Source organism: Cellulomonas sp. Root485, from assembly GCF_001426705.1.
GTDB lineage: Bacteria > Actinomycetota > Actinomycetes > Actinomycetales > Cellulomonadaceae > Cellulomonas.
Genome location: NZ_LMFC01000006.1, coordinates 82259 through 106697, shown reverse-complemented (window position 1 = coordinate 106697; position 24439 = coordinate 82259). Strand labels below are relative to the sequence as shown.

The 24439-nt window shown below is 74.4% G+C and carries 14 protein-coding genes; 4 read left to right on the top strand and 10 right to left on the bottom strand.

Annotated elements, in window-relative coordinates:
- The 8 genes from ASD16_RS21230 to ASD16_RS21195 all read right to left on the bottom strand — a co-directional run bounded on the left by ASD16_RS21230 (position 1) and on the right by ASD16_RS21195 (position 15527).
- Positions 1–2025, bottom strand: coding sequence for a hypothetical protein (locus ASD16_RS21230; protein ID WP_055922835.1), 2025 nt, complete (start codon positions 2023–2025; stop codon positions 1–3).
- Entirely contained in the window at positions 2022–3152 is a 1131-nt protein-coding gene (locus ASD16_RS21225; RefSeq protein ID WP_055922832.1) for a VWA domain-containing protein, read from the bottom strand. Before ASD16_RS21225 ends, ASD16_RS21230 begins: the two co-directional genes overlap by 4 nt.
- Positions 3149–5596, bottom strand: a complete 2448-nt coding sequence (locus tag ASD16_RS21220) for a DUF5682 family protein (protein ID WP_055922830.1) — start codon at positions 5594–5596, stop codon at positions 3149–3151. The genes ASD16_RS21225 and ASD16_RS21220 overlap by 4 nt, the downstream gene beginning before the upstream one ends.
- Positions 5587–6687 carry an AAA family ATPase gene (locus ASD16_RS21215; RefSeq protein ID WP_235523481.1) on the bottom strand — a complete coding sequence of 367 codons (1101 nt, stop codon included), beginning with the start codon at positions 6685–6687 and terminating at the stop codon, positions 5587–5589. The genes ASD16_RS21220 and ASD16_RS21215 overlap by 10 nt, the downstream gene beginning before the upstream one ends.
- Entirely contained in the window at positions 6681–10379 is a 3699-nt protein-coding gene (locus ASD16_RS21210) for a DUF4132 domain-containing protein (protein WP_055922827.1), read from the bottom strand. Before ASD16_RS21210 ends, ASD16_RS21215 begins: the two co-directional genes overlap by 7 nt.
- 116 nt (positions 10380–10495) lie before the next feature.
- Positions 10496–11746, bottom strand: a complete 1251-nt coding sequence (locus ASD16_RS21205) for a hypothetical protein (protein WP_055922824.1) — start codon at positions 11744–11746, stop codon at positions 10496–10498.
- Positions 11743–13446 carry a maltose alpha-D-glucosyltransferase gene (gene treS / locus ASD16_RS21200; protein ID WP_055922884.1) on the bottom strand — a complete coding sequence of 568 codons (1704 nt, stop codon included), beginning with the start codon at positions 13444–13446 and terminating at the stop codon, positions 11743–11745. The genes ASD16_RS21205 and treS overlap by 4 nt, the downstream gene beginning before the upstream one ends.
- 59 nt (positions 13447–13505) lie before the next feature.
- Positions 13506–15527 (bottom strand): alpha-1,4-glucan--maltose-1-phosphate maltosyltransferase, encoded by a 2022-nt coding sequence (locus ASD16_RS21195; protein ID WP_235523479.1) that lies wholly within the window; start codon positions 15525–15527, stop codon positions 13506–13508.
- Between the two features lie 133 nt (positions 15528–15660).
- Here ASD16_RS21195 and ASD16_RS21190 point away from each other — a divergent pair, with 133 nt between their 5' ends.
- Positions 15661–17025, top strand: a complete 1365-nt coding sequence (locus ASD16_RS21190) for an NAD(P)/FAD-dependent oxidoreductase (RefSeq protein WP_055922820.1) — start codon at positions 15661–15663, stop codon at positions 17023–17025.
- Here ASD16_RS21190 and ASD16_RS21185 read toward each other — a convergent pair.
- On the bottom strand, positions 17022–18668 hold the full coding sequence (locus ASD16_RS21185) for an FAD-binding dehydrogenase (RefSeq protein WP_055922817.1): 1647 nt from the start codon (positions 18666–18668) through the stop codon (positions 17022–17024). The two genes, ASD16_RS21190 and ASD16_RS21185, sit on opposite strands and share 4 nt — an antisense overlap.
- Before the next feature lie 120 nt (positions 18669–18788).
- Complete coding sequence (glgX, locus tag ASD16_RS21180; RefSeq protein WP_055922813.1) at positions 18789–20984, bottom strand: glycogen debranching protein GlgX; 2196 nt, start codon at positions 20982–20984, stop codon at positions 18789–18791.
- A gap of 96 nt (positions 20985–21080) precedes the next feature.
- Here glgX and ASD16_RS21175 point away from each other — a divergent pair, with 96 nt between their 5' ends.
- From ASD16_RS21175 to ASD16_RS21165, 3 genes are read left to right on the top strand one after another with little or no spacing between them, the layout of a single operon-like run.
- On the top strand, positions 21081–21869 hold the full coding sequence (locus tag ASD16_RS21175) for an electron transfer flavoprotein subunit beta/FixA family protein (protein ID WP_055922810.1): 789 nt from the start codon (positions 21081–21083) through the stop codon (positions 21867–21869).
- 25 nt (positions 21870–21894) lie between these two features.
- Positions 21895–22878 (top strand): electron transfer flavoprotein subunit alpha/FixB family protein, encoded by a 984-nt coding sequence (locus ASD16_RS21170; RefSeq protein WP_055922808.1) that lies wholly within the window; start codon positions 21895–21897, stop codon positions 22876–22878.
- Positions 22879–22910: 32 nt separating this feature from the next.
- Positions 22911–24398 (top strand): PQQ-binding-like beta-propeller repeat protein, encoded by a 1488-nt coding sequence (locus tag ASD16_RS21165; RefSeq protein WP_055922805.1) that lies wholly within the window; start codon positions 22911–22913, stop codon positions 24396–24398.
- The last annotated feature ends 41 nt before the right edge of the window (positions 24399–24439 follow it).

Sequence of the window (24439 nt, the reverse complement as noted above, 5' to 3'; positions counted from 1 at the left end):
TCAGTCGCGGTCGGTGTCCGGCCCGCTCGGCAGCGCCGCCGCGCGGTCCAGGACGAACCGGGTGCGCAGGACCGCCGCCACAGGGACGTCGCCGTCGGCCAGCATCGCGTCGACCGACGACGCGAGCGTGGCCAGCGCACAGTCCCGCGCCACCGCCGCCTGCGACGTCAGCGTCGCACGCTGGTCGGCGCTGAGCCGGCGACGGCCGGTCGCGAGCACCTGGTCGACGACGTCCGACACGGACGCGCACACCCGGTGCACCGCCGACCCCGCAGTCCGGTGCTCGGGGCGGTGCCGTTCGAGCGCGGCGTGCGCGGCGTCGAGCAGGGCCTGGCGTTCCTTCCACGAGTGAGCCGCGGGCCGGTACGCGTCGTGCGGAGCGAGGTCGAGCGCGAGCAGGCGCGGCACGCCCGCGACCCGGACGACCACGCTCACCGGTTCGAGCAGGAGCTCGCGCTCGTCGACGACCGCGTCCACGAGCACCAGCACCACCTCGTGCACCGGGAGCTCCAGCAGGGCGTCGACACGTCGGCGACGTTCGGGCGTGGCCCGCTGACGCAGCTCGAGCGACGACCCGTCCGTGTCCACGACGTCCCACACGAGGTGCTGACGGACCTCGTCGATCCGTACCGGCCGGACCTCCTGCGGGCGCAGGAGGACGGAGCGGGCCGCCGTGTCGTCGAGACGCGCAGACCCGAGGCCCCGGTGGTGCAGGTCGGCCCACCGGTCCACCGCGATCGCGGACAGGGCGCCGAGGTCGACGACGTCGGACGCCTCGCGAGACAGGACGGACCCGCCGGTGGCGGCGAGGCTGCCGTCCGCGGCGAGGCGGGGAGCGTGCAGCCGGAAGGGCCCCGCGCACACGGACTCGACCGTGCGCCCCCAGAACGTCGGGACGTCCCAGCCGACCGTGAACCCCCGGTCCGCACCCGACGCCCGGGCCGAGGTCACCGACCTCGACTCCGCGCCGTCGACGTCCCAGACGGTCAGCGTCGTGCCTCGTGCGCCCGACGTGGACCGCCACGTGCGCGCGCCGAGCGGGACGAGCCGCAGCGTGTCCGTCGCCGTGAACTCGCGCCGGGTCCGGCCCAGCAGCGACTCCAGGGCGCCGCCCGTCGACCGGCGCAGCGCCTCGCACAGCGCCAGGCACGCGGCGAGCGCGGCGCCGACCGACCGCTCGGTGACGTCCGTCTGGTGCCGCGCGTAGCCGCCGACGAGGCCGGCGGCGTCGTGGGTCCTGCGCGCCAGCAGGGCGAGACCTGCCGCCCGCGCGGCGTGCGCGGTCGCGGTCAGGCGGTCGGCTGCGTCGGCGCTCGCGTGGGCGACCCCCGCGCCGGCGACGGCCTCGACCGTCGCGGCGACGGAGTCGACGGCGTCGGACTGTGCAGCGCTGAGCGTGCGTGGCCGGTGCAGCGACTCGACGTGCTCGGCGACACCCGGTGGCCAGGACCACGCGCGGCCGGCGTCGAGGAACACGCGGCACACCGCCTCGAGGTGGACCGCGGACCGCTCCGCCGGCGGGCTCGCACTGAGCATGCCGGCGAGGCCGCCGCCCGCGACGTAGACCACGGGGTGCGCGGCGCCGGGCCAGCTGATCTCGACCTGCCGGCCCGCCGCCGTGACCTGCGTGCCCGTCGCCTCGGCACGGCCCGCCGCGACCCGGGTCGCGGCGATCCCCGCCGACCGGCAGAGCGTGAGGGGGTCGAGGCCCAGCAGCTCGGCGAGGGGGTCGGTCGTCTGCACGGCCAGCCCGTCGCGAACCCATCGCGACGCCAGCAGCACGTGCACGCACGTGCCGGTGGCGGGGCACGGGCAGCGGGCCGTGCGGGGGCCCCCGCCGTCGAGCCGGACGACGAGCTCGCCGACGCGGACCTCGCCCGCGGTGGCGCCCCGCGACTGCCAGTCGACCGGCGTCGACGCCTGCAGCTTCACCGCCCGCCGGACCGTACCGGCGCCCGCGGCGATCGCGAGGGCGTCGTCGTCGTACCCGGCGTACACGGCGACCCAGTCGTCGACGCCCGTCATGGCATCACGTCCGACAGCCACTCGGCGAAACGGTCGGGCGTCAGGGCAGCGATCTCCATCCCGCGGTCCGCCAGCAGGCCGGCGACGCGTGCGTCGTAGACCGGGCGCGCGTCCTCGTCGAGCGCCGCGAGGCCCAGCAGGCGCACGCCGGCGGTCCGCAGCCGGGTGACGGTGCGCAGCAGGCTGCTCACCGAGCCGCCCTCCTCGAAGTCGCTGACCAGCACGACGACGGTCCGGGCCGGGGCCGTGACGAGCGTCTCGCAGTACCGCATCGCACCGGCGATGTCGGTGCCGCCGCCCAGCTGGGCGCGCATCAGGAGCGTGACGGGGTCGGCGGCCAGGTGCGACATGTCCACGACCGACGTGTCGAACAGGACCAGCCGCACGGTCACGCCGGGCAGGCCCGCGAGGATGCTGGCGCACACCGCGCTGTAGAGGACCGACGCCGCCATCGAGCCCGACTGGTCCACGCACAGCACCACGTCCCAGGGCACGTGCCGGCGGGTGCGGGACACGAACCAGGGCCGGTCGATGACGAGCGTCCCCGACGAGGTGTCGTAGTGGCGCAGGTTCGCTCCGATGGTGCGTCGCCAGTCGAGGTTCTGCGCGACCGCGTGCGGGGACCGGCGGAACCGGTTGCGCCGACCGGACCGGGCCGCCGTGAACCGTGGGCGGAGCTGCTGCACGATCTCGTCGACCACCCGGGCGATCACCGTGCGCATCCCCGCCTCGAGCTGGGCGTCGAGGGTGCCCCGGACCGACAGGAGCGCCGTGGCGAGCTGCGGGCTCGGGTCGAGGGTGCGGGCGGTGTCCTCGTCGGCGAGCAGGTCCGTCAGCCCGTAGCGCTCGATCGCCTGCGCCTGCAGCCGCTCCACCGTCGACGCGGGGAACAGCTCCCGCGCGCGGGCGAGCCAGGTGATCGCCGTGAGCGCCGTCGGGTCGAGCGTGCCGCCCGAGCCACGACCGGCGAGGCGGTCGCCGCGCTGCGTGTACTCGCGGTCGAACAGGTACCCGAGCGTCTCCTCGAGCAGGCTGTCCTGACCGCCGAGCACCTGGTCGGCGGGCAGCCGGCCGTCGGCGTACCGGCCGAGCACGAGCCGCCAGCGCCGGGCGGTCTCGTCGCTCACGAGGGCTCCCGGTCGAGCACCCAGGCCAGCAGCGACTCGTCGGCCAGCGACCGGCTCAGCTGCCGCTCCAGGGCGACGCCCTCGGCCAGGTCCGCCTGGGTGAGGTCGGTGTGCCGGACGTCGACGAGCCCGCCGGCGGGCCCCGCGACGTGCTCGGCGAGCTGCGCCGTCTCCGTCGGGCGCAGGCGCGCGAAGCTGCGGCGCAGCTCGGGCAGGGCGGCGAGGAACGCCTCGTCCGACATCCGGGTCAGCGCCGCGCCGACCGCGTCGACCAGGGCGGGCGTGTGCAGCAGCAGGTCCGGGGCGGCCGCCATCACCCCCGCCAGGAAGCGCACCGACACCTCGACGTCCGCGCCCGTCCCGAGGTGCGCCACGAGCTGCGCGGAGAGCTCGTCGTCCCCGACGGCGCCGTCGACCACCCCGAGCGCGACCAGCGCGCCGCGGACGCCCGGCGACGTGTCCGGGTCGAGGCGGGCACGGTCCAGAGCACGTTCCAGAGCCGTCACGTCGAGCTGGTGCTGCAGGTCGCGCAGCAGGTCGTGCACCGCGACGAGCGTGGCGACCGCGCGCTCCTCGTCGTCGGGGCCCGGACGCGCGCCGCCGAGCACCAGGTACGCCGCGGCCGGCACGGCCTGGTGCAGGAGCTGGAGGAGGGAGTACCCGATCGCGTCGTCGACGTCGAGGGACGCACGCGCCCGCCACAGCGCGAGCGTGCGGTGCGCGGCGCCGACGACCGAGCCGAGCGAAGGATCCACGTCGAGGTGCGACCCCACGAGGTCGACGAGCGGTCGCAGGCGCGAGCCGAGGCCGACGACCGCGGCCTGGGCGAGGACCTGGACCGCGCCCGCGGCGCTGCGGCGCTCGGGCGAGGCGTCCAGCGCGTGCTCGGCGGCCACGATCCTGGCCTCGGCGACATCCAGGAGCGTGCCGCCGTGCTGCGCGAGGTCGATCAGGGCGGCCTCGACCATCGGGGTCCACGCGTACTGCCACTGCTCCTGGAGCAGACCCAGACCCTGGCCGCGGACCAGGTCGGGTCCGCCGACGCGGCGCGAGAACCCGGTGCCGAGGAACTCCATGAGCGCCAGGAACCTGCTGCGCTCGCGCTGCCCGGGGCTGCGGACCGGGTCAGTGGTCGTCGTGCGGGGCAGGGAGTCCGTCACGACGAGCCGGAGACGTTCCGCGGTGCGACGTGCCTCGGCGACGATCGGCGGCGCGGCCGTGCCCGGCGGGACCTCGCCCAGCGCATGCCCGCAGAACGCGCGGTCGACGGCCTCGCGCAGCGCCGCGTCCGGGCCGGAGTCGTCGACGAAGCACGAGGTGATCGCGTCGAGGACGTCGGTGCGGCCCGGCCACGGGTGCCCCCGCAGGTGCGCGAGCCGGGTCGCCTGCTCGAGTGCCGCCCCTGTCGCTGCCGTGCCCGTGCGGTCGTACGCCCCCGCGGCGTGCACCCGCCGCGCCACGTCGACGAGGATCTCCGCCGTGACCTGCTCGGGCCCCTCCGCCGCGGTCAGCCACTGCCACGTCCGCTGGTGGAACCCGGGCGAGGGCATCCCGGCGCCGTACCCACGGAGCGCGTCCAACCGTGCGAAGTCGTACCGGATGAGCCATGCCGCGGTGTTCTGGGTGGCGGGTGGGCCGTACCCACCGGCCGGTTCGAGCGCCCGGACGGGGTCGCCCTCGGGGGCTCCGGTCAGCGCCTCGACCAGCGCGAGCGTGTGGAAGCCGCCCGTGACGACGACGACCGGCCCGTCCACCCGCGCCCGCCACTCGCGGACGCGTGCCGCCATCCGCGCCTCCCGGTCCAGCGAGCCCTCCGCGGCCAGCACCTCCGGCTCGTAGTCCAGCCGGGCCAGCGCGCTCCACACCAGGACGTCGCGGCACGTCCGCCGCCAGTCGGCCAGGTCCTCACGCGGCCGCAGCTCGACGAGCTGGTCCCAGAGCTCGTCGTGGTCGCGGCAGTGCTCCCGACGGGCGATCTCCGCGAGCGTGCGCGAGTCCGCGAGGTAGCGCTCCGCCTGCAACGTCCTCGTCAGGTGCTCCTCGTCGGGGTGCTCCGCGGCGGCCCATGGACGGTCGATGAACGCCACGGGGACACCCGCCTCGCCGGCCGCGCGCAGTGCGACCCACTCGGGCGAGAACTCCGCCAGCGGGTAGAACGCACTCGAGGTGCTCTCCCCGGTCCGCGCGATGCTGAGCACCGCGACCGGGGGGACCGTCGCCGGGTCCTGCAGGGCGGCGACCAGCGGGGTGTACTCCTCCGGGCCCTCGATGAGGACGGCCGCGGGCCGGACCTCGCGGACGAGCGCCGCCACCGCCAGCGCGCACGCGGGGCTGTGGTGCCGGACCGGGACGAGGTACAGCCCGTCGTCCTGGAGGCCCGCGAACGCGTCGAGCGCTCGCTGCAGCCGCGGCGGCACCACGGCACCGGGGGCGGTCAGCCCCACAGGTCGGTCGCGGCGCCGAGGAACTCGCGCCACCGCGCGTCCGTCCGGGCGCGCTCGCGGACGACCGTGTCGACGTAGTAGCGCAGGCGGGTGGCGTCCTCCGCGGAGTCCTTGAGCGCCACCCCGGCGAGCTGGCGGGCGATCCCGGCGCCCGTGACCGTCCCCGAGCCGAGGTAGCGGGCCTCCAGAGCGGCCGCGTGCGCCACGTTCACCGCCTCGGCCGTCGACATGACCGTCTCGGGGGTCTTCACCGGCACACCGTCCGACGTCCGTCCGCCGCGCAGGTCCTGGAACGCGGTGACCAGCAGGTCGAGCACGTCACGGTCGACCCGGACGCGCTCCGCCTGGTCGCCGAGTGCCGCCGCCAGCTGGTGGGAGATGAGCTCGACCTCGAACGCGCGGTCCGTGAGCGGCCGGACGGTCTCGAAGTTGAACCGGCGCTTCAGGGCCGCGGACATCTCGTTGACGCCGCGGTCGCGGAGGTTCGCGGTGCCGATGAGGTTGAAGCCCGGCCGCGCCGAGACGCGGGACTCGGCGCCCTGCTCGGGCACCATGAGCTGCTTCTCCGACAGGATCGAGACGAGCGTGTCCTGGACCTCCGGCGCGCAGCGCGTGATCTCCTCGAACCGCACCACCTGCCCGCCGACCATGCCCTGGTACACCGGCGACGGCACGAGCGCGCGGGGCGTCGGCCCCTCCGCCAGCAGCAGCGCGTAGTTCCACGAGTAGCGGATGTGGTCCTCGGTGGTGCCCGCGGTGCCCTGCACCGTGAGGTTCGACGTGCCCGAGATCGCGGCGGCGAACAGCTCGGAGAGCATCGACTTCGCGGTGCCGGGCTCGCCGACGAGCATGAGCCCCTGCCGGCCGAGCAGCGTGACGACGGCCCGGTCCACCAGCGGGTCGTCGCCGTAGAACTTGCGGGTCACCCCCACGGCGGGGTCGCCGACGACGAAGTCGCGCACCGCGCGCGCGGACAGCCGCCAGCCCGGCGGGAGCTCGGCGCCCTGCTCCCGGTCCCGTTCGGCGAGCGCGACGAGCTCGTGGGCGTACCGCTGCTCGGCGGACGCGCGGATCTGGGCCTGCTCTACCACTGGCACTTCTTCTCCCAGTCCGCGTCGAACGAGCCGCCGGCGGCGACGTGCAGGTAGTCGGCGTAGGCCTCGGCCAGGAGCACCGGCGGCACCTCGGCGAGCGCGACGTCGCTGCGCCGCCGCGACGTGGCGCGGAACGTCAGCGCACGGACGGCGGCAGCGACATTCTCCTCGGGGAGGGTGTTCCCGGTGAACTCGATGACGACGTCCAGGCCGGCGCTCGCGAACGACTTGGTGTAGGTGCAGAACCAGCCCCCGTCCTCCGCCGGGCCGCGCTGGTAGCCGCGCTTCGTGGCTCGCCCTCGCACCGTGAACGTGTCGGTCAGCCAGCCGCGGCGGTCGTCGATCTCGGCCGCACCCTCGGGGTAGGGGGGCACGCTCGACGCGAGCTGGTCGAACCGGGGGAGCACCGCGTAGTCGGCGAGGTGGGCGCGCCAGGCGGCGACCTCGTCCGCGCTCATGGTGGCCGCGTGCGCCAGCGCGACGACCGCGTCCGGGGCCAGCACCACGTCGTCGTCCTCGGCGTCCACCAGCGCGCCGTCGGGCGTCGGGCGGAACAGGCGGGCGCCCGGGCCGGGGTTCTCCACCCAGACGAGGGTGCCGACGAGGCGGGAGACCACCGGGTGACCGAGCAGGAACTCGGACCACTCGGCGGCCGGCCACGTCCGGCCCACGCACATGGCCTCGTAGAGCCGCTGGGTCTGCAGGGTCACCACCTGCTTGAGGCCCGACCGGGCCGCGGTCAGCTGCGCCTTGGCGGCCGTGACGAGCTCGGCGTCGTCGTCCGACCGCGCAGGCGGGAGACCCTTGACCACCGCCCCGTCGGGGCCGGACAGCTCCAGGCTGAACGTCGGGGTCATCCGGGCCGTGAACGCGCGCGGCCCGTAGTCGAGCACCAGCACCCCGGTGTCGTCGAACCCCGCGGTGGGGATGGTGCGATCGGCGAGCTGGTCCGCCGACCAGCCCTTGCGCTCGGCCAGCTCCTCGACCAGCACTCGCGCGCGCTCCTGGATCGACGCCTGCTTGAACCGGCGGGAGACGCTCAGCAGGTACTGCACGGTGGCCGGCTCGTCGATCGCCGAGAGCAGCACCACGAGCGACTCGAGCTGCGAGCGGCGCCGACCGTGGTCCTTCGCGTACGCCTGGACCGCCTTGACCGCCTGAGGCCCGTCGGTCCCCGCCGCGAGGGCGAGCACGCCCTTCGACGCGATCGCCGACCCCAGGTACTCCGCGCCGTACGCGCGTCGGAGCTGCTCGGTCATGTCCTCGAGGGTCAGCGACGCGAACTGCCCGTAGTACTCGGGCATCTGCTTCGCCCACGCGTGGTGCTGCGCCAGCGTCGCCGGTGCCTCGGCGGCGGCACGGTCGCGCGCCTGCGCGTCCGGCACCTGTGCGGTGTCCTGCGCGATCCACGACCCCAGCACGAACGTCCCCAGCGCGTGCCGGCTCTCCGGTGTCAGCAGGGACACGTAGCGGGGGACCAGCCCGGCGCCGAGCGGGTCCTTGAGGCGCACCGCGAGGTGCACCCACCAGCGCAGCACGTCGGCCGGGACCACGGAGCCGTCGCCGGCCCACCGGCACTCGGGGAGGCGGTCGAACGGGAACCAGTCGAGGCCCGCCGGCGGCTTGGCGCGCAAGCCCGTCGCGGCCTCGGCGGCGAGGACCTCGGGCGTCAGGAACGTGGAGACGTCCTCACCGAGCAGCGCGACCGCGCTCAGTGCCGTCGCGCGGACGTTCTCCCGCTTCTCCTTGCCGATCAGCGCCCGCAGGGGCTCGATCCCGGCCGGGTCACCGATCTGCCCGAGCCACGTCGCGGCGGCTGCTCGCACGTCGCCGTTGCTCGCCGTCAGGGAGTGGACCGCCAGCGGGACGGCGGCAGCGTGCTGCTCGAGCAGCCGCTGGGCGGCGCGACGGTGCGTCTTGCCCGTGCCCGTGGCGAGCGAGGCGATCGCGGGGACGAGCGGCGCGGGCAGGGTGGGGAACGAGCCGAGGATCTGCAGGGCGCGTCCGACCGAGTCGTCGCCGAGGGACCCCAGCGAGGACCGCACCCCCAGGGCCGCCTCCAGCGCCGCCGGGTGCTCGGCGAACCAGGGCCAGACGTTCTCGGGGTCGAGGGTCAGGTAGCCCCAACCGAACGCGAGCTCGGCGACGAGCAGCTCCGGGTCGACGCCCAGCGAGGCCCACGCGTCCGCGATCACCCGCAGGTCGGTCTCCCGGGGGTCGGTCGCCGACAGGTGCTCCACCACCCACCACTGGCCGTGCCCACGGCTCGTGCTGAGCAGCGCCCACCGCATCGCGGCACGCAGCGGCAGTCCGGTGACCGGCACCCAGATCTGCTGGTTCTCGAGCACGGAGAGCGTGGCCTTGGTCGGTACAGGTCCGCGTCCGTCGATGTGGCGGACCACGCCGCGCACGTCCGCGGGCGTGACGGCGTCGATCTGCTGCAGGTACCTGGCCAGCCGTTGGCGGTTCTCCTTCGCCCAGCGCTGCTCGCGGGCGTCGGACCGGTCCGCGTCGGCGCTGGCCAGGTGCTCCTGCTGCTGCCGGCGGAGCTGGGCGAGCGACGCGACGAGCAGGGACACCGTGGCGTCCTCGTCGATCCGGGCGTCCGGCACCGGCTGCCACGGCGGGGTCGGGACGACGCCGTCCGGAGCGGGGGCGTCGTCGATGATCGCGGCGCGATCGAGGGCGGCGCGCAGGACGTCGGACCGGCGCGTGGTCGTCGAGCGTGCGATCGCCTCCTCGATGGCGGCGCGGCCCTCGGCCTCGAGCGCCAGCAGCGGCTCGACCACCGACGGGACGGCCGTGAGCGGTACCGACGTCAGCGCCTGGCCGAGAACCCTGGAGCGCAACCCGACGGGTGCGGTCTCCAGCAGACCGATCGCCGCGGACCGCACGTCCTTGGAGCTACCCGCGACCAGGGCCGTGATCTCGGGTGCGAACAGCGCGACGAGCGCCGGGTCGGTCGCCAGGACGCGGACGAGTCCCTGCCTGGCCTGCAGCGTGAGGTCGGGGACGGCGGCGCGGACGGCGTCGGCGTGCAGGCGGAGGTAGTCCGGGACGCCTGCCATCTCCGCGGGCTGGACCATCGGGTGGCCGTAGGTGGAGGTGTCGAGGGTCAGGACCGCCTGTACCACGAGCACCGGAGCCGCGTCCGCGGGGACACCGGCCGCGACGACGAGCTGCTCGACCAGCGCCGTCGACCAGCGCGCGGCACGCCGGGGCTTCGCCTCGAAGATCGGGTCGTACCAGGTCCACAGGCGGACGAGCACGCCGAGCCACGGTGGCGAGCCGAGCTCCGGCTGCCGGCCGGCGGGGACGAGTGCGGCAACCAGCCGCAGCAGGCGCACCCAGCGGTCGGCGTCCACCTGCTCGGGCCGCGCGACGAGCGCCCGCCACGCGTCCGCACTCTGCTGCACGGACCAGCCGGTGAGCGCCGCGTCGATCGTGTCGTCGAGGGCGGCGTCCCAGGGGTGCAGGTTCGCCAGGACGTTGAGGGCGTGGAACGGCACGACGTCGTCCGACGGCTGGAGCTCCATCAGCAGCTCCGCACCGTCACCCCGGTCGACGTAGGCGAGCGCGCGGGCGTACAGGTCCGCCGGCTGCTCGCACGCCTTCAGCGCGGTCAGCGCGTCGACCAGCGCCTTCGGGGGTGCGTCCTTGCCCAACGACCGCCGCAGACCTTCGAGCACGTCCAGCCCCTTCGCCGTCCCTCGTCGACACGGCGGTCCGAGGTCCGGGCGCTGCGTGGTGCAGTGATTGTGCCCGTCCGCACCCACACGCACCTAGGGCGTCACCCGAGCGGCGGTCAGGCCGTCAGCCGCTCCAGCCCCGCGATCGGGATCGGCAGCCACGTCGGCCGGTTGCGGGACTCGTACACGGCCTCGTAGAGCGTCTTGTCCAGCTCGAGGGCGCGCAGCAGGGTCTGGTCACCGCCGCCGTAACCGCGCAGCAGCCCGTCCCGGGCGTCGGACGTCCAGGCGGCGGCGTCGGCACCCGTGAGCCCCCCGACGGCGGCGGCGTAGTCGACCGAGCGCAGCAACCCGGCGAGGTCCCGCAGCGCGAGGTCGGGACGCGTGCGCTGCTCCAGCGGGGCCAGCGGCTCACCCTCGAAGTCCATGATGAACCAGGTGTCGTGCGACCGGAGCACCTGCCCGAGGTGCAGGTCGCCGTGCACGCGTTGCCGCGGGGGAGCCGACGGCAGCCCCCGGACCTGCTCGACGACGCCCGCGACGCCGTCGGCGAACCGGGACAGCGAGGGGACCGCCGACAGCGCCCACGAGAAGCGTGCGGCCACGGCCCGGGCGACGTCCTGCGGCCCCTGGTCCGACGCGTCGACGCCGTACGCCGACACGAGGGCCGTGTGCATGCTCGCCGTGATCGCGCCCAGGTCGGTGGCCGGCGCGGCGAACGACTCGCCCCGCGCCGCGTACGCGCAGGCGAGCTCGAACCCGTCCTCGGCGGCGTCGACGAACGACGCGAGCACGCCGAGGTAACCCGTCACGAGGGCGCCGTCCGGTCCGGGCCACTGCCCCTGGAGCCACGCGAGCGGCGCCGGGACGTGTTGCCAGCCGACCGCGACCAGGTGGCGCGGGACGTCGACGTCGGGGTTCTCACCGGCGGCGACGGCGCGCAGCACCTTGAGGATGCCCGGCTGGGCGCCGGGCAGGATCACGGAGGTGTTGGACTGCTCGCCGGTGACGACGCGGGCCGCGGAGACGTCGACGTCGGCCCCGGGTCCGTCGGCGATCGCCAGCCAGGCACGCAGGAACTCCGGACGTCCGGCCCCGTCCAGGACGCTGCGACCGTCCAGGACACCGATCGCGTCGTCGTCGGCGCTGTCCACCAGCACCAGCGGCACCTGGAGCACGGCGTCGATGGACCCCGCCCGCGCGCGGACCAGCAGGACCGTGACGTCGTCGGCGAGCGCGAACGAGCCCACCGTCGAGAGCGCCGTGCTCGCGCCCTTGGCGGGGAACCAGCGCCGCGTCGGCAGCCAGTCCCGCAGGACGTCGAGCAGGCGCGCGTCGTCGGGGGACGGGCGGGCGATCAGGCTCACGGGGCGGTCAGCTCCAGCCAGTAGAAGTCGCGCGAGCCGAGGGTGAACGACGCGGAGCCGTCGGCGCCGACGGACGCGAACGGAGCACCGCCGAACACGTCGTGCATCGACCAGCCCGCGCGGTCCTTCATCGTCACCGTGGCCGCGCGCGCGGTGGACGCCATGTTGGCGACGACGAGGATCGTCTCGTCGGCGGTGTGCCGGCAGAACGCCAGGACCGAGTCGTTGTCGCAGGCCAGCACCTCGAACTCACCGGCGCCCAGGGCGGGGTGCTGCCGGCGGACGGTGAGCATGCCGCGCACCCAGTGCAGCAGGGACGTGGGCTGCGCCAGCTGCGCCTCGACGTTCGTGTGGCTGAAGTGGTGGACCAGCGACTGCACGAGCGGCAGGTAGAGCTTGCCCGGGTCGGCCGTGGAGAAGCCCGCGTTGCGGTCCGGCGTCCACTGCATCGGCGTGCGGACCGCGTCGCGGTCGGGCAGCCAGATGTTGTCGCCCATGCCGATCTCGTCGCCGTAGTACAGGCACGGGCTGCCCGGCAGGGACAGCAGCAGGGCGTGCGCGAGCTCGATCTCCTTGCGGGAGTTGTCCAGCAGCGGGGCGAGCCGGCGGCGGATCCCCACGTTCGCGCGCATGCGGGAGTCGGGCGCGTACCAGCCGTACATGGACGCGCGCTCCTCGGTGGAGACCATCTCGAGCGTGAGCTCGTCGTGGTTGCGCAGGAAGGTGCTCCACTGGGCGCCGTTGTCCGGGATCGGCGGGGTGTCGGCCAGGATCTCGACGATGCTCGTGGCCTTCTGGTCCCGGATCGAGTAGTAGATCCGCGGCATCACGGGGAAGTGGAAGCACATGTGGCACTCCGGCTCCTCCTCGGTGCCGAAGTAGTGCACGACGTCCTCGGGCCACTGGTTGGCCTCGGCCAGCATGATCCGCCCGGGGAACTCCTCGTCGATCATCGCCCGGACCTTGCGCAGGAACGCGTGCGTCTCCGGGAGGTTCTCGCAGTTGGTGCCCTCGGCCTCGAACAGGTACGGGACGGCGTCCAGGCGGAACCCGTCGACGCCGATGCCCAGCCAGTACCGGCCGACGTCCATCATCGCCTCGACGACGCGCGGGTTCTCGAAGTTCAGGTCCGGCTGGTGCCCGAAGAACCGGTGCCAGAAGAACTGCCGCCGCACGGGGTCGAAGGTCCAGTTGGACGTCTCGGTGTCGACGAAGATGATCCGCGCGTCCTGGTAGCGGGTGTTGTCGTCGCTCCACACGTAGAAGTCCCCGTAGGGCCCCTCGGGGTCGGAACGGGACGCCTGGAACCACGGGTGCTGGTCGCTGGTGTGGTTCATCACGAGGTCGACGACGATGCGCATCCCCCGGGAGTGCACCTGCTCGATGAGCTCGGTGAAGTCTGCCATGGTGCCGTACTGGCCGGCGATCGCCGTGTAGTCGGCGACGTCGTACCCGCCGTCACGCAGTGGGCTCGGGTAGAACGGCGGCAGCCACAGGCAGTCGATGCCGAGCCACTGCAGGTAGTCGAGCCGGTCGATCAGGCCGCGCAGGTCACCGCTGCCCTGACCCGACGAGTCGGAGAACGTGCGGAGCATGACCTCGTAGAACACCGCGGTCCGGTACCACTCGCGGTCCTCCGTCAGACCTCCGGGTGCCTCGACGGGGTGCGGCATCACCGGCTGGCGGCGCCCGGGCAGCATGATCTGCGCAGTCGTCGGTGCGGGCTCGCGCGCGTGCCGACCGGTCCCGGGTGTCTCGGTCACGGCGCCACCAGGTTCACCACGTGCGCGGCGCGGACCATCGGGTCGAGCCGGACGTAGACCGACTGCCCCCACTCGTACGTCTCGTTGGACAGCACGTCGTGGGCGACCACCGGCCGCCCCGGGTCCAGACCGAACGCGTGCAGGTCGAGCGTGACGGTGCCACCACGGGCGTTCCACGGGTCGAGGTTGACGATCACGACGATGGTGTCGGCGCGGCCCGTCGGGGAGTGCTCGGCGTCGAGGTGCTTGGCGAAGGCGACCAGAGCGTCGTCCGACGTGGGGAGCACGCGCAGGTTGCGCAGCTGGCGCAGCGCCGGGTGGGCGTGCCGCAGCTCGTTGAGGCGGCCGAGCAGCAGGTTGATGCCGATGGCGTCGGCCTTCGACCAGTCACGGGGCTTGAACTCGTACTTCTCGTTGTCGATCTGCTCGTCCACGCCCGGTCGCGGCACGTCCTCGACCAGCTCGTAGCCCGAGTAGATGCCCCACGTCGGCGCCCCCAGCGCAGCCAGCACCGCCCGGACCGCGAAGCCGCGCACGCCCGTGGCCTGCAGGTACGGCGGCAGGATGTCGTGCGTCGTCGGCCAGAAGCTGGGCCGCATCCACGCGCCCTGCTCGCCCGAGACCTCCGCCAGGTACTCGGTGATCTCGTCCTTCGTGTTCCGCCACGTGAAGTACGTGTACGACTGGTGGAAGCCGATCTTGGCGAGCGTCTGCATCATCGCCGGCCGCGTGAACGCCTCGGACAGGAAGATCACCTCGGGGTGCTCGGCGCGCACCGACTCGAGGATCCGCGCCCAGAAGTCGAGCGGCTTCGTGTGCGGGTTGTCGACGCGGAACAGCGTCACCCCGTGGTCGATCCACACCTGCAGGACCCGACGGATCTCGGTGTAGATGCCCTCGGGGTCGTTGTCGAAGTTCAGCGGGTAGATGTCCTGGTACTTCTTCGGCGGGTTCTCCGCGTACGCGATCGTGCCGTCGGCCCGCGTGGTGAACCACTCCGGGTGCTCAGTCACCCACGGGTGGTCGGGGGAGCACTGCAGCGCGATGTCGAGCGCCACCTCCATGCCCAGGTCCCGCGCCGCGGCGACGAACGCGTCGAAGTCGTCGAACGTGCCCAGCGTCGGCTCGATCGCGTCGTGCCCGCCCGCCGGGGAGCCGATCGCGTACGGGGAGCCCGGGTCGCCCAGGTCGGCGAACAGGGAGTTGTTGGGGCCCTTGCGGTACGTCTCGCCGATGGGGTGGACGGGCGTCAGGTAGACGACGTCGAACCCCATGCCCGCGATCCGCGGCAGGTCGAGCGCCGCCGTGCGCAGGGTCCCCGACACCCACTTCCCGGCCGCGGGGTCGTACTTGGCGCCCTGCGAGCGGGGGAACAGCTCGTACCAGGACCCCGCGAGGGCGAGCGGACGGTCGACGGTCAGCGGGTACGCCGGCGAGCGGGTCACCGAGTCGCGCAGCGGGTGCTCCGCCAGCGCCGCGTGCACCTTGCCGGACAGCCCGGCCCCGAGGCGCTCCTGGGGGGTGTCGCGGATGTCGCGCAGCCCCATGACGGCGTCCGTGAGGACCCGGGCCGCCGACTTCGACATCGCGTCGGCACCCGTGCGCGCCGCCGCACGCTCGAGCAGCAGGGCACCCTCGGCGAGCATCAGCTCCACGTCGACGCCGGCCTCGACCTTGATCGTGGCGTCGTGCACCCACGTGCCGTACGGGTCCGACCAGCCCTCGACCCGGAACGTCCAGTCGCCTGTGCTCGTCGGCACCAGGCGGGCCTCGTAGCGGTCCAGACCGGGCGCGATGTCGACCATCCGGGCACTCGCGCGGTCGACGCCGGACGGGTCGGTCAGCACCGCCGTCGCTGCGACGGCGTCGTGTCCTTCGCGGAAGACGGTCGCCCGGACGGGCACCGCTTCACCGACCACGGCCTTGGCGGGGAACCGGCCTGCCTCGGCCACGGGGGAGACATCGACGACGGGGATACGTCCGACAGAGGTGCCGAGGGGCACGGGGCGAATCGTCACGCTCCCGAACCTATCCGTAGGTCCAGGTCGGGGGCATCTGGAGCGCCGTCGCGCAACGAGAAGCCCCGGGGTGGCGACGTCGCGCGCGTCACGAGGAAGACTGTGCCGGGACGGCGACGTGGGAGGGGGACCCATGGCACGACGGCGGCCGAGCCGGGTCGTGGTGCTCGGCGCGGGACTCGCCGGCGCCTTCGCCGCCGCGGCAGCAGCAGCCCCCGGGCGCACGGTCACCCTCGTCGAACGTGACGTGCTGCCCACCGCACCGGCCGCGCGGCCCGGGGTGCCGCAGGGACGGCTGCTGCACGTCTACCTCCACCGCGGTCTGCTGGCGGTCGAGGAGCTGCTCCCGGGGTTCCGGGCCGAGATGCAGGCGGCGGGTGCGGTCTCGTTCGACAGCGGCGACCTCGCCTGGCTCGGTGAGTTCGGCTGGGGCCCGACCGGGCGGCGACAGTTCCCGCTGCTGTCCGCCACGCGCCCCCTCGTCGAGCACCTGGTGCTGGAGCGGGTGCGGGCGCTGCCCGGCGTCCTGGTGCGCGACGGCGTGCGCGTGCAGCGGGTCCGCCGCGGTGCGGGACCCGACGAGCCGGCCTGGTGGGTGGAGAGCGCCGGTCTGACGCTCCCCGCCGACCTCCTCGTCGACGCGACCGGCCGGTCCTCGCGCCTGCCCGTGTGGCTCGCCGCCGCCGGGGTCCGGGCGGCCGAGGTCTCCGAGGTGGACGCCCACATCGGCTACGCGGCCCGCCGGTACGCCATGGACGGGGTCGAGGTCGGGCCGCCGGGCGTCGTCGTGCTCCAGACCCCCCGTGACCCCGCGGGAGGCATCGCCCTGCCCGTCGAGGACGGGCGCTGGCTGGTCGGCGCGATCGGCGCCGGCGACCTGCGGCCACCGCGCGACGCCGAGGGCTTCACCCGGTTCCTCGACGGGCTGCGGCACGACGCCGTCGCGCAGCTCGCGCGCGCCGGCACCCCCGAGGGGGACGTGGTCGTGCACCGCCAGACGGGCAACCGCCGGCACCACTACGAGCGGGTGCGCGACTGGCCGCCCGGCCTGCTCGTGGTCGGCGACGCGCTCTGCGCGTTCAACCCCGTGTACGGGCAGGGCGTCACGGTCGCGGCCTGCGAGGCGCTCGTGCTGCGGGACGCGCTGCGTCGTGGGCTCGCCGCGGGTGACGAGCGCCGGATCCTGCGCCGGTTCGCGCGGGTCGCCGCGCTGCCGTGGGCGGTCGCGACGAGCAGCGACCTGCGCTACTCCGCGGACACCCGGCCGTCGCCGCTCCAGGCGCTCCTCGGCCGGTGGACCCAGGAGCTCGACCGGCTCACGAGCCACGGTGACGTGCTGGCGCAGGCGACCGTCGCCCGCGTCTACCACCTCATGGCGTCACCGCTCCTGCTGCTGCGGCCCGGGCTGCTCGTGGCCGCGCTGCGGGCGCGGCGGCACGGTTATGGCCCGGCGGTGCCGGCCCCCGAGGTCATGACCGGGACGCACCCGCCCCCTTAGGTGCCCAGCGCCCTGCCCACGGTGCGGCCCGTGAACAGGCAGCCGCCCAGGAAGGTGCCCTCCAGCGCGCGGTGGCCGTGCACCCCGCCGCCGCCGAACCCGGACGCCTCACCGACGGCCCACAGGCCGGGCAGGACCTCGCCGTCGGGTCGCAGCACGCGGCCCTCGAGGTCGGTGTGCAGGCCGCCGAGGGTCTTGCGGGTCAGCACGGAGAGCCGGACCGCAAGGAGGGGGCCGTGCGACGGGTCGAGCAGCCGGTGCGGCTTGGCCACGCGGATGAGCTTGTCGACGACGTAGCGCCGGGCCATGGCGGTCGCGACGACCTGCGGGTCCTTGCCGAGACCGGTCTCCACCTGCCGGTCCCGCGCGACGATCGTGCGCTCCAGCGCGTCCGCGTCGATCCGGTCGGAGCCGGACAGCGCGTTCATCCTGGCGGCCAGCTCCGCGGGCGTGTCCGCCCAGAGGAACTCCTCCGACTTCTCGGCGAACGCCTCGACCGGTCCGACCGCCCCCGGCTTGACCCGCTCCAGCAGCAGCTTCATGTCCTTGCCGGTCAGGTCCGGGTTCTGCTCCGAGCCGGACAGCGCGAACTCCGACCCGAGGATCGTCTTGTCGAGCACGAACCACGAGTGGTCGTCGCCACGCTCCGTGATGTGCCGCAGCGACCCGAGGGAGTCGAAGCCGGGGAACAGCGGCGCGGGCAGCCGGTGCCCGTCGGCGTCGAGCCACAGGCTGCTCGGCCCGGCGAGGATCCGGATGCCGTGCTTCGACCACACGGGCGAGTGGTTGGTGATGCCCTCGGGGTAGTGCCACATGCGGTCCTCGTGCACGACGGCGGCGCCCGACGCCTTCGCGGCCGCGATCCCGGAGCCGTCCACGTGGTCGGGGACGCCCGAGAGCATGCGTGCCGGGAGCCGGCCCGCGGAGGCGGGCCACGTCGAGCGGACCAGGTCGTGGTCGGCGCCGATCCCGCCCGTGGCGATGACGACCGCGCTCGCGGACAGCTCGAACGGCTCCTGCACGGCGCGCGAGCTGGGCACCGCGCGCTCGGCGCCGTCCGCGACCAGCACGTCGCCGCGGACCCCGGTGACCCGGCCGTCGGTGGTCACCAGGCCGGTCACCCGGTGGCGGAACCGCACGTCGACCAGGCCCTCGCGACGCCCGTCGAGCAGGGCGCGGACGAACGGCTCGAGGATGCCGGGGCCGGTGCCCCACGTGACGTGGAACCGCGGCACGGAGTTGCCGTGCCCGTCGGCGAGGTAGCCGCCGCGCTCGGCCCACTGCACGAGCGGGAACCAGCGCACGCCCTGGGAGTACAGCCACGACCGCAGGTCGCCCGCGGCGAATTCGACGAAGCCCTCCGCCCACGCGCGACCCCAGCGGTCCGAGCCGTCGTCGGCGAAGTCGGCGGACCCGAACCAGTCGGCGAGGGCCAGCTCCGCGGAGTCCTTCACCCCGAGGCGGCGCTGCTCGGGGGAGTCGACGAGGAACAGCCCGCCGAACGACCAGAACGCCTGACCGCCCAGGCTCGCGGCGGGCTCGGCGTCGAGCAGGGTGACCCGGCGGCCGGCGGCGAGGAGCTCGGCGGTGGCGACGAGCCCGGCGAGGCCCGCACCGACGACCACGACATCGGAGTGCGTCATGGGGCGACTCTACGATCCGTGGGGCGACCTCCGTGCTGACCGACGCGACCGAGCGCCTGGACCGCGACGTCGTCCGACAGCCTCTCCGACCACCGCGATGGTCCGCCCTGGCCGGCAGGGCTAGCTGAGCTGGTCCAGGACGTACACCCGCATGCTCAGCGCCTCCACGACGGTCGCCTCACCGGGCTCCGCGTGCAGGTTGCCCTCGATCGCGGCAGCCCGCTCCTCCGCCGGGTTCTCCCAGACGGAGTCCCACGCGAGCCGCCACCGGCCGCCGTGGTCGTCGGCCAGGATCAGGTGCACGGCATCGAGCGACCCGTTGATGACCAGGAGCACCGTGTCCTGCTCGGGCGGCGGTGCGGTGCGCACCATCTGCAGCGTGCGGATCGACGAGTCGTGCCACCGGTCGTGGTCGAAGGCGACGCCCAGCGCGTCGAACCAGGCCAGGTCCGGGCGGCGGCCCGGCACGTACGGTCGGCCCGAGTAGAACCGCTCGGAGCGCAGCGCGGGGTGCTCGCGGCGCAGCAGCAGGAGCCAGCGGGCGGTCGCGAGCAGGTCCGCGCGCCACGGCGCCACGTCCCACCGCACCCACGAGAGCTCGTTGTCCTGGCAGTACGCGTTGTTGTTCCCGTACTGGGTGCGGCCCATCTCGTCGCCGGCCGTGATCATCGGCGTCCCCGCGGCGAGCGCGAGGGTGGCGAACAGGTTGCGGATCGAGCGGCGGCGCAGGGGCACGATGTCGACCGCGGGGGAGTCGGGACCGACGTGGCCCTCGATCCCGTGGTTCCAGGAGCGGTTGTCGTCACTGCCGTCGCGGTTCTGCTCGCCGTTGGCGGCGTTGTGCTTGTGGTCGTAGGCCACCAGGTCCGCGAGGGTGAAGCCGTCGTGGGCGGTGATGTAGTTGACCGACGCGCTGGGCCCGCGGACCAGGGGCGGGTCGCTGTGCCCGAACAGGTCGACGGAGCCCGACAGACGGGTCGCCAGGTCGCGGACGCGGTGGCCGGGCAGACCGTGCGCGGCGCGGCCGGGGTCGGCCAGCCAGAACGAGCGGGCGGCGTTGCGGAAGCGGTCGTTCCACTCGGCGAACGGCACCGGGAACTGCCCCGTGCGCCAGCCGCCGGGGCCGACGTCCCACGGCTCCGCGACGAGCTTGAGACCGTGCAGCGCGGGCTCGATCGCCATCGCGACGAGCGCCGGGTGGTCGGGCGAGAAGCCGCCCGGGTCACGGCCGAGGGTCACCGCGAGGTCGAAGCGGAAGCCGTCGACCCCGATGACGTCCGCCCAGTAGCGCAGCGAGTCGAGGGTCATCCGGACCACCTCGGCCCGGCGGAAGTCGAGCGTGTTCCCGGTGCCGGTGACGTCCGCGAGCGCGGCGGGCGCCCCGCCGTCGTGCGCGTAGTAGGTGGCGTTGTCGAGGCCGCGCCACGACAGGTGCTGACCGGGCAGCCCGCCCTCGCAGGTGTGGTTGTAGACCACGTCGAGCAGCACCTCGAGGCCGGCCTCGTGCAGCGCGTGGACCGCTGCGCGCAGCTCGGCGAGCACGGCCGCCGGACCCGCCGCCTGGGCCGCCGCCGTCGCGAAGGCCGCGTGCGGGGCGAAGAAGCCGAGCGTGCTGTAGCCCCAGTAGTTGGTGAGGCCCTTCTCGACCAGGTGCGGCTCGGAGGAGAACGCGTGCACGGGCAGCAGCTCGATCGCGGTGACGCCCAGGCCGAGCAGGTGGTCGACGACCGCCGGGTGGGCGAGGCCGGCGTAGGTGCCGCGGAGCTCCTCGGGCATCCGGTCGTCCAGCTGCGTCAGGCCGCGGACGTGGGCCTCGTAGACGACCGTGCGCGACCACGGCGTCCACGGGCGGTTGGTGGTCGGGTCCGGTCCCGGCAGGTCGCGGGTGTCGACGACGACGGAGTACGGGACGTGGCCGGCGGAGTCGCGCGGGTCCGCGGGACCGTACGGGTCGCCGGCCAGGTCGGGGCCGACGAGGTGGCCGTACGTCTCCGGCGTGTGCGCGACGTCCCCGTCGAGCCCGCGGGCGTAGGGGTCGACGAGCAGCTTGGCGGGGTTGTAGCGGTGGCCGGCCGCGGGCTCCCACGGTCCGTAGGCGCGGAACCCGTACCGCTGGCCGGCGCGGACGTCGGGCACGGAGGCGCTGAACACCCCGTGCCCGCTGGCAGACAGGGGGAGGCGCTTCTCGTCGTCGCCGTCGAACAGGCACAGGTCGACACCTGTGGCGTGCGCGGCGTAGACGGCGACGTCCACGCCCGCGTCGGTGACGTGGACACCGAGACGTGGCGCTCGCCGGTGGGGGGAGGGCGGGGTCACCCGCACATTGTGCGGGAACAAGCCCACACGTGTCGGGTGTCTCCGCCCCTGGACCGTGTGCTCGCCGAGTCCGGGTCGGGCGGTAACGTTCCGCGGGTGAGGATCGTCGTCTGTGTGAAGCATGTCCCTGACATCCAGTCCGAGCGGGCCCTGGGCCCCGACGGTCGCGTGGTCCGCGACGGCGGGGACGGCACCCTGAACGAGCTGGACGAGAACGCCCTCGAGGCGGCGCTGGCCATCGTGGAGGCAGGTGAGGGCTCTGTGGTGGCCCTGACCGTCGGCCCCGACGACGCCGTCGACGCCGTCCGGCGCGGTCTCCAGATGGGTGCCGAGGACGCGGTCCACGTGGTCGACGACGCGGTCGCCGGCTCGGACGTCGTCGGCACCGCGCGGGTGCTCGCCGCCGCGATCCGCCACCTGGACGCCCAGGAGCACGTCGACCTGGTCGTCCTGGGCATGGCCGGGCTGGACGGCCTGACGTCGCTGCTGCCGACCGCCCTCGCGGAGCTGCTCGACCTGCCGGCGCTGCCGCTCGCCGCGGAGCTGACCGTCGACGGGTCGACCGTGCGGGTGCGCCGCAACCTCGACCACGCCTCCGAGGTGCTCGAGGCCTCGCTGCCGGCGCTGGTGTCCGTGACCGACCAGGCCAACGAGCCCCGCTACCCCAACTTCAAGGGCATCATGGCGGCCCGCAAGAAGCCCGTCACCACCCTGACGCTCGCGGACCTGGAGGTCGACGCCTCGCACGTCGGGCTGCTCGGGGCGCGCACGCAGGTGCTCGAGGCCGCTGCCCGGCCGCCCCGCGACAACCGCGTGCTCGTGCAGGACACGGGCGACGCCGGGGTCCGCCTCGCCGCGTACCTCGTCGACAACCAGCTCGTCTGACGTCCCGAACCGAAGGATCGCCGCTGTGACCGCACCCGTGCTCGTGCTCGTCGACCACACCGTGGACGGAGCCGTCCGCGCCCCCGTCCGGGAGCTCCTCACGCTCGCCCGCGAGCTGTCCGGCGGCGCCGGGGTGCACGCCGCATGGGCCGTCGACGGTGCCGAGCCGTCGCCCGAGGTCGTCGCCGAGCTCGCCGCGCTCGGTGCCACGCACGTCCACCGTGTCGTCGTCGACGCGGACCCCCACCTGTCGGCCGTGCTGGCCGAGGCGCTCGCGTCGCTGCTCGACGCCACCGGAGCAGGTCTGCTGCTCGTGGTCTCCTCGTTCGAGAACAAGGAGGCCGCCGCACGCCTCGCGATCAGCACCGGGGCCGGTGTCGTCACCGACGCGGACGGCCTCGCGCTGGTCGACGGGCGCTACGTCGCCTCCAAGACGGTGTTCGCCGGCACCTGGAACACGACGTGCGCGGTCACCACCCCGCTGGCGATCGTCGCGCTCAAGTCGAACTCGGTCGTGCCGTCGACGGTCGAGGGCGCGCCCGCCCCGCAGATCGGCGAGCACACCGTCGCGGTCAGCGAGAGGGCCCGGCGGGTGACCCTGGTCGAGCGGGTCGAGCGGCCCGCGAGCGGTCGGCCGGATCTCGGCAGCGCCAGCATCGTCGTGGTCGGCGGGCGCGGCACGGAGGGTGACTTCTCGGTCGTCGAGGAGCTGGCGGACGTGGTCGGTGGCGCGGTCGGCGCCACGCGTGTGGCCACCGACGAGGGCTGGATCGGGCACGACGCGCAGATCGGCCAGACCGGCGTCACGATCGCGCCGCGGCTCTACGTCGGCGTCGGCGTGTCGGGTGCCGTGCACCACCGCGGCGGCATGCAGGCGTCCGGCACCATCGTCGCGATCAACTCCGACCCCGACGCCCCGATCTTCGAGATCGCGGACTTCGGCGTCGTCGGCGACCTGTTCACCGTCGTGCCGCAGGCCGCCGCGGAGATCCGCCGCCTGAAGGGCTGATCGCGGCGAGGGCGCGTCGGTAGGGTCCGGGCATGGTCCGGCCCGCACCGATGCAGAGCGTCGAGCTCGTCGAGCACGACGACGACGACGCGCCCCGCGATCCCCCCGCGCGGCTGAGCCGGGCGGACCGCTGGCGGCTCGTCCGGCGCTGGGCTCCCGTCCCCGTCACGCTGGTCCTGGTGCTGGTCGGGGTGCAGGCCGTCGAGGTCGCCCGCGACCGGGCCGCGCTCGCGGCGCTGAGCGAGGTGCCCGGCGTGGTGCCGGTGGTCGATGAGGACGTCCGGGTGCTCTGGACGCCGGAGGAGGCCCTCTCGTCGCTCTTCTGGTGGGACCTGCGCGGGGACGGGGCGCTCGTCGGGCTGGAGCGACCGGCCGACGGGTCCCAGTCGCTGGTGGCCGTCGACAAGCTCACCGGGGAGCGGCTGTGGACGACCCCGCTGGCGCCGGCGCACCCGCTCGAGGCCGCCGGGAGCCAGATCGGCGGCTGCGCGCAGGTGCCGCACGTGGCGGGCCGGGTGGCGTGCCTGGTGAGCGACGGTCTGGTCACCTACCAGGAGATGTCCGCCGACCTGGTGCCCGGCGAGCTCAGCACGGTCGTCGTGCTCGACACCTCCGACGGGTCCGTCGTCGCGGAGCAGCGGGCGCCCGGGGCTGTCGCGTTCACCGTGCTGCCGGACGCCGTCGTGGTGGCGGTCCAGGAAGCCGACGACGCGATCACGCTCGTCGCGACCGGCCTGCTCGACGGCGAGCCGCACTGGCGGACGACCCTGCCGGCGCCGACCGCCGAGCCGCAGGCCGACGTGTTCGTGGACGGCAGCGTCGCCCTGTTCCGGACCCTCGACGGGGTCGGCGCCGTGGTGTCGCCCGGTCGGATGGTCCTGCTGGACGGCGAGGGCACCGTGCTCCGGTCCGACATCGATGCGGGCGCGGGCTGGCACGTCGACGAGGCCACCCGAGCCGTGACGGCGTTCTCGAGCGATCCGGGCGGGGCCCAGCGCACGACGTTCGTCGGGCGCGACGGGGAGGACGTCACGATCCCCGGGGCGCCGGTGAACCTGTCCGCCGACGACGGCAGCATGCCGGGCCTCGTGCTGATGTCCGACTCGAGCCTGCGCGTGTACGACCGGGACAGCCCGACGCCGCTGTGGACGGTCGACGGCGTGCGGGCGGACAGCGCGCTGGTGATCCGCGGACGCGTGTACGCCAGCTCGGGACGCGGTCTGGTCGCGATCGACGCCCGCACCGGCGAGGAGCTCTGGCGGACACCGGCGCCCGAAGGGCGGGCCATGGGAGGCCTGGTCACCGACGGCTGGCACCTGCTGAGCTCGCAGCAGCGGCCGGACGAGTCGGGCGGGGTCTGGACGGAGGAGGTCTCGAGCGTCGGGGAGCTCGCGGCGTACGGCCTGGACGACGGGGTCGAGGACTGGCGGGTCGACCTGCCCGACGGGGTGGCGGGCGTCTGGTCCACGGGGTCGACGCTGGTGGGCTGGGGTGAGGGCGGGGCGTCGGTCCTCGGCTGACTGGTCCGTCCGGGTGATCGCGTCGGTCGGGCAACCGAACC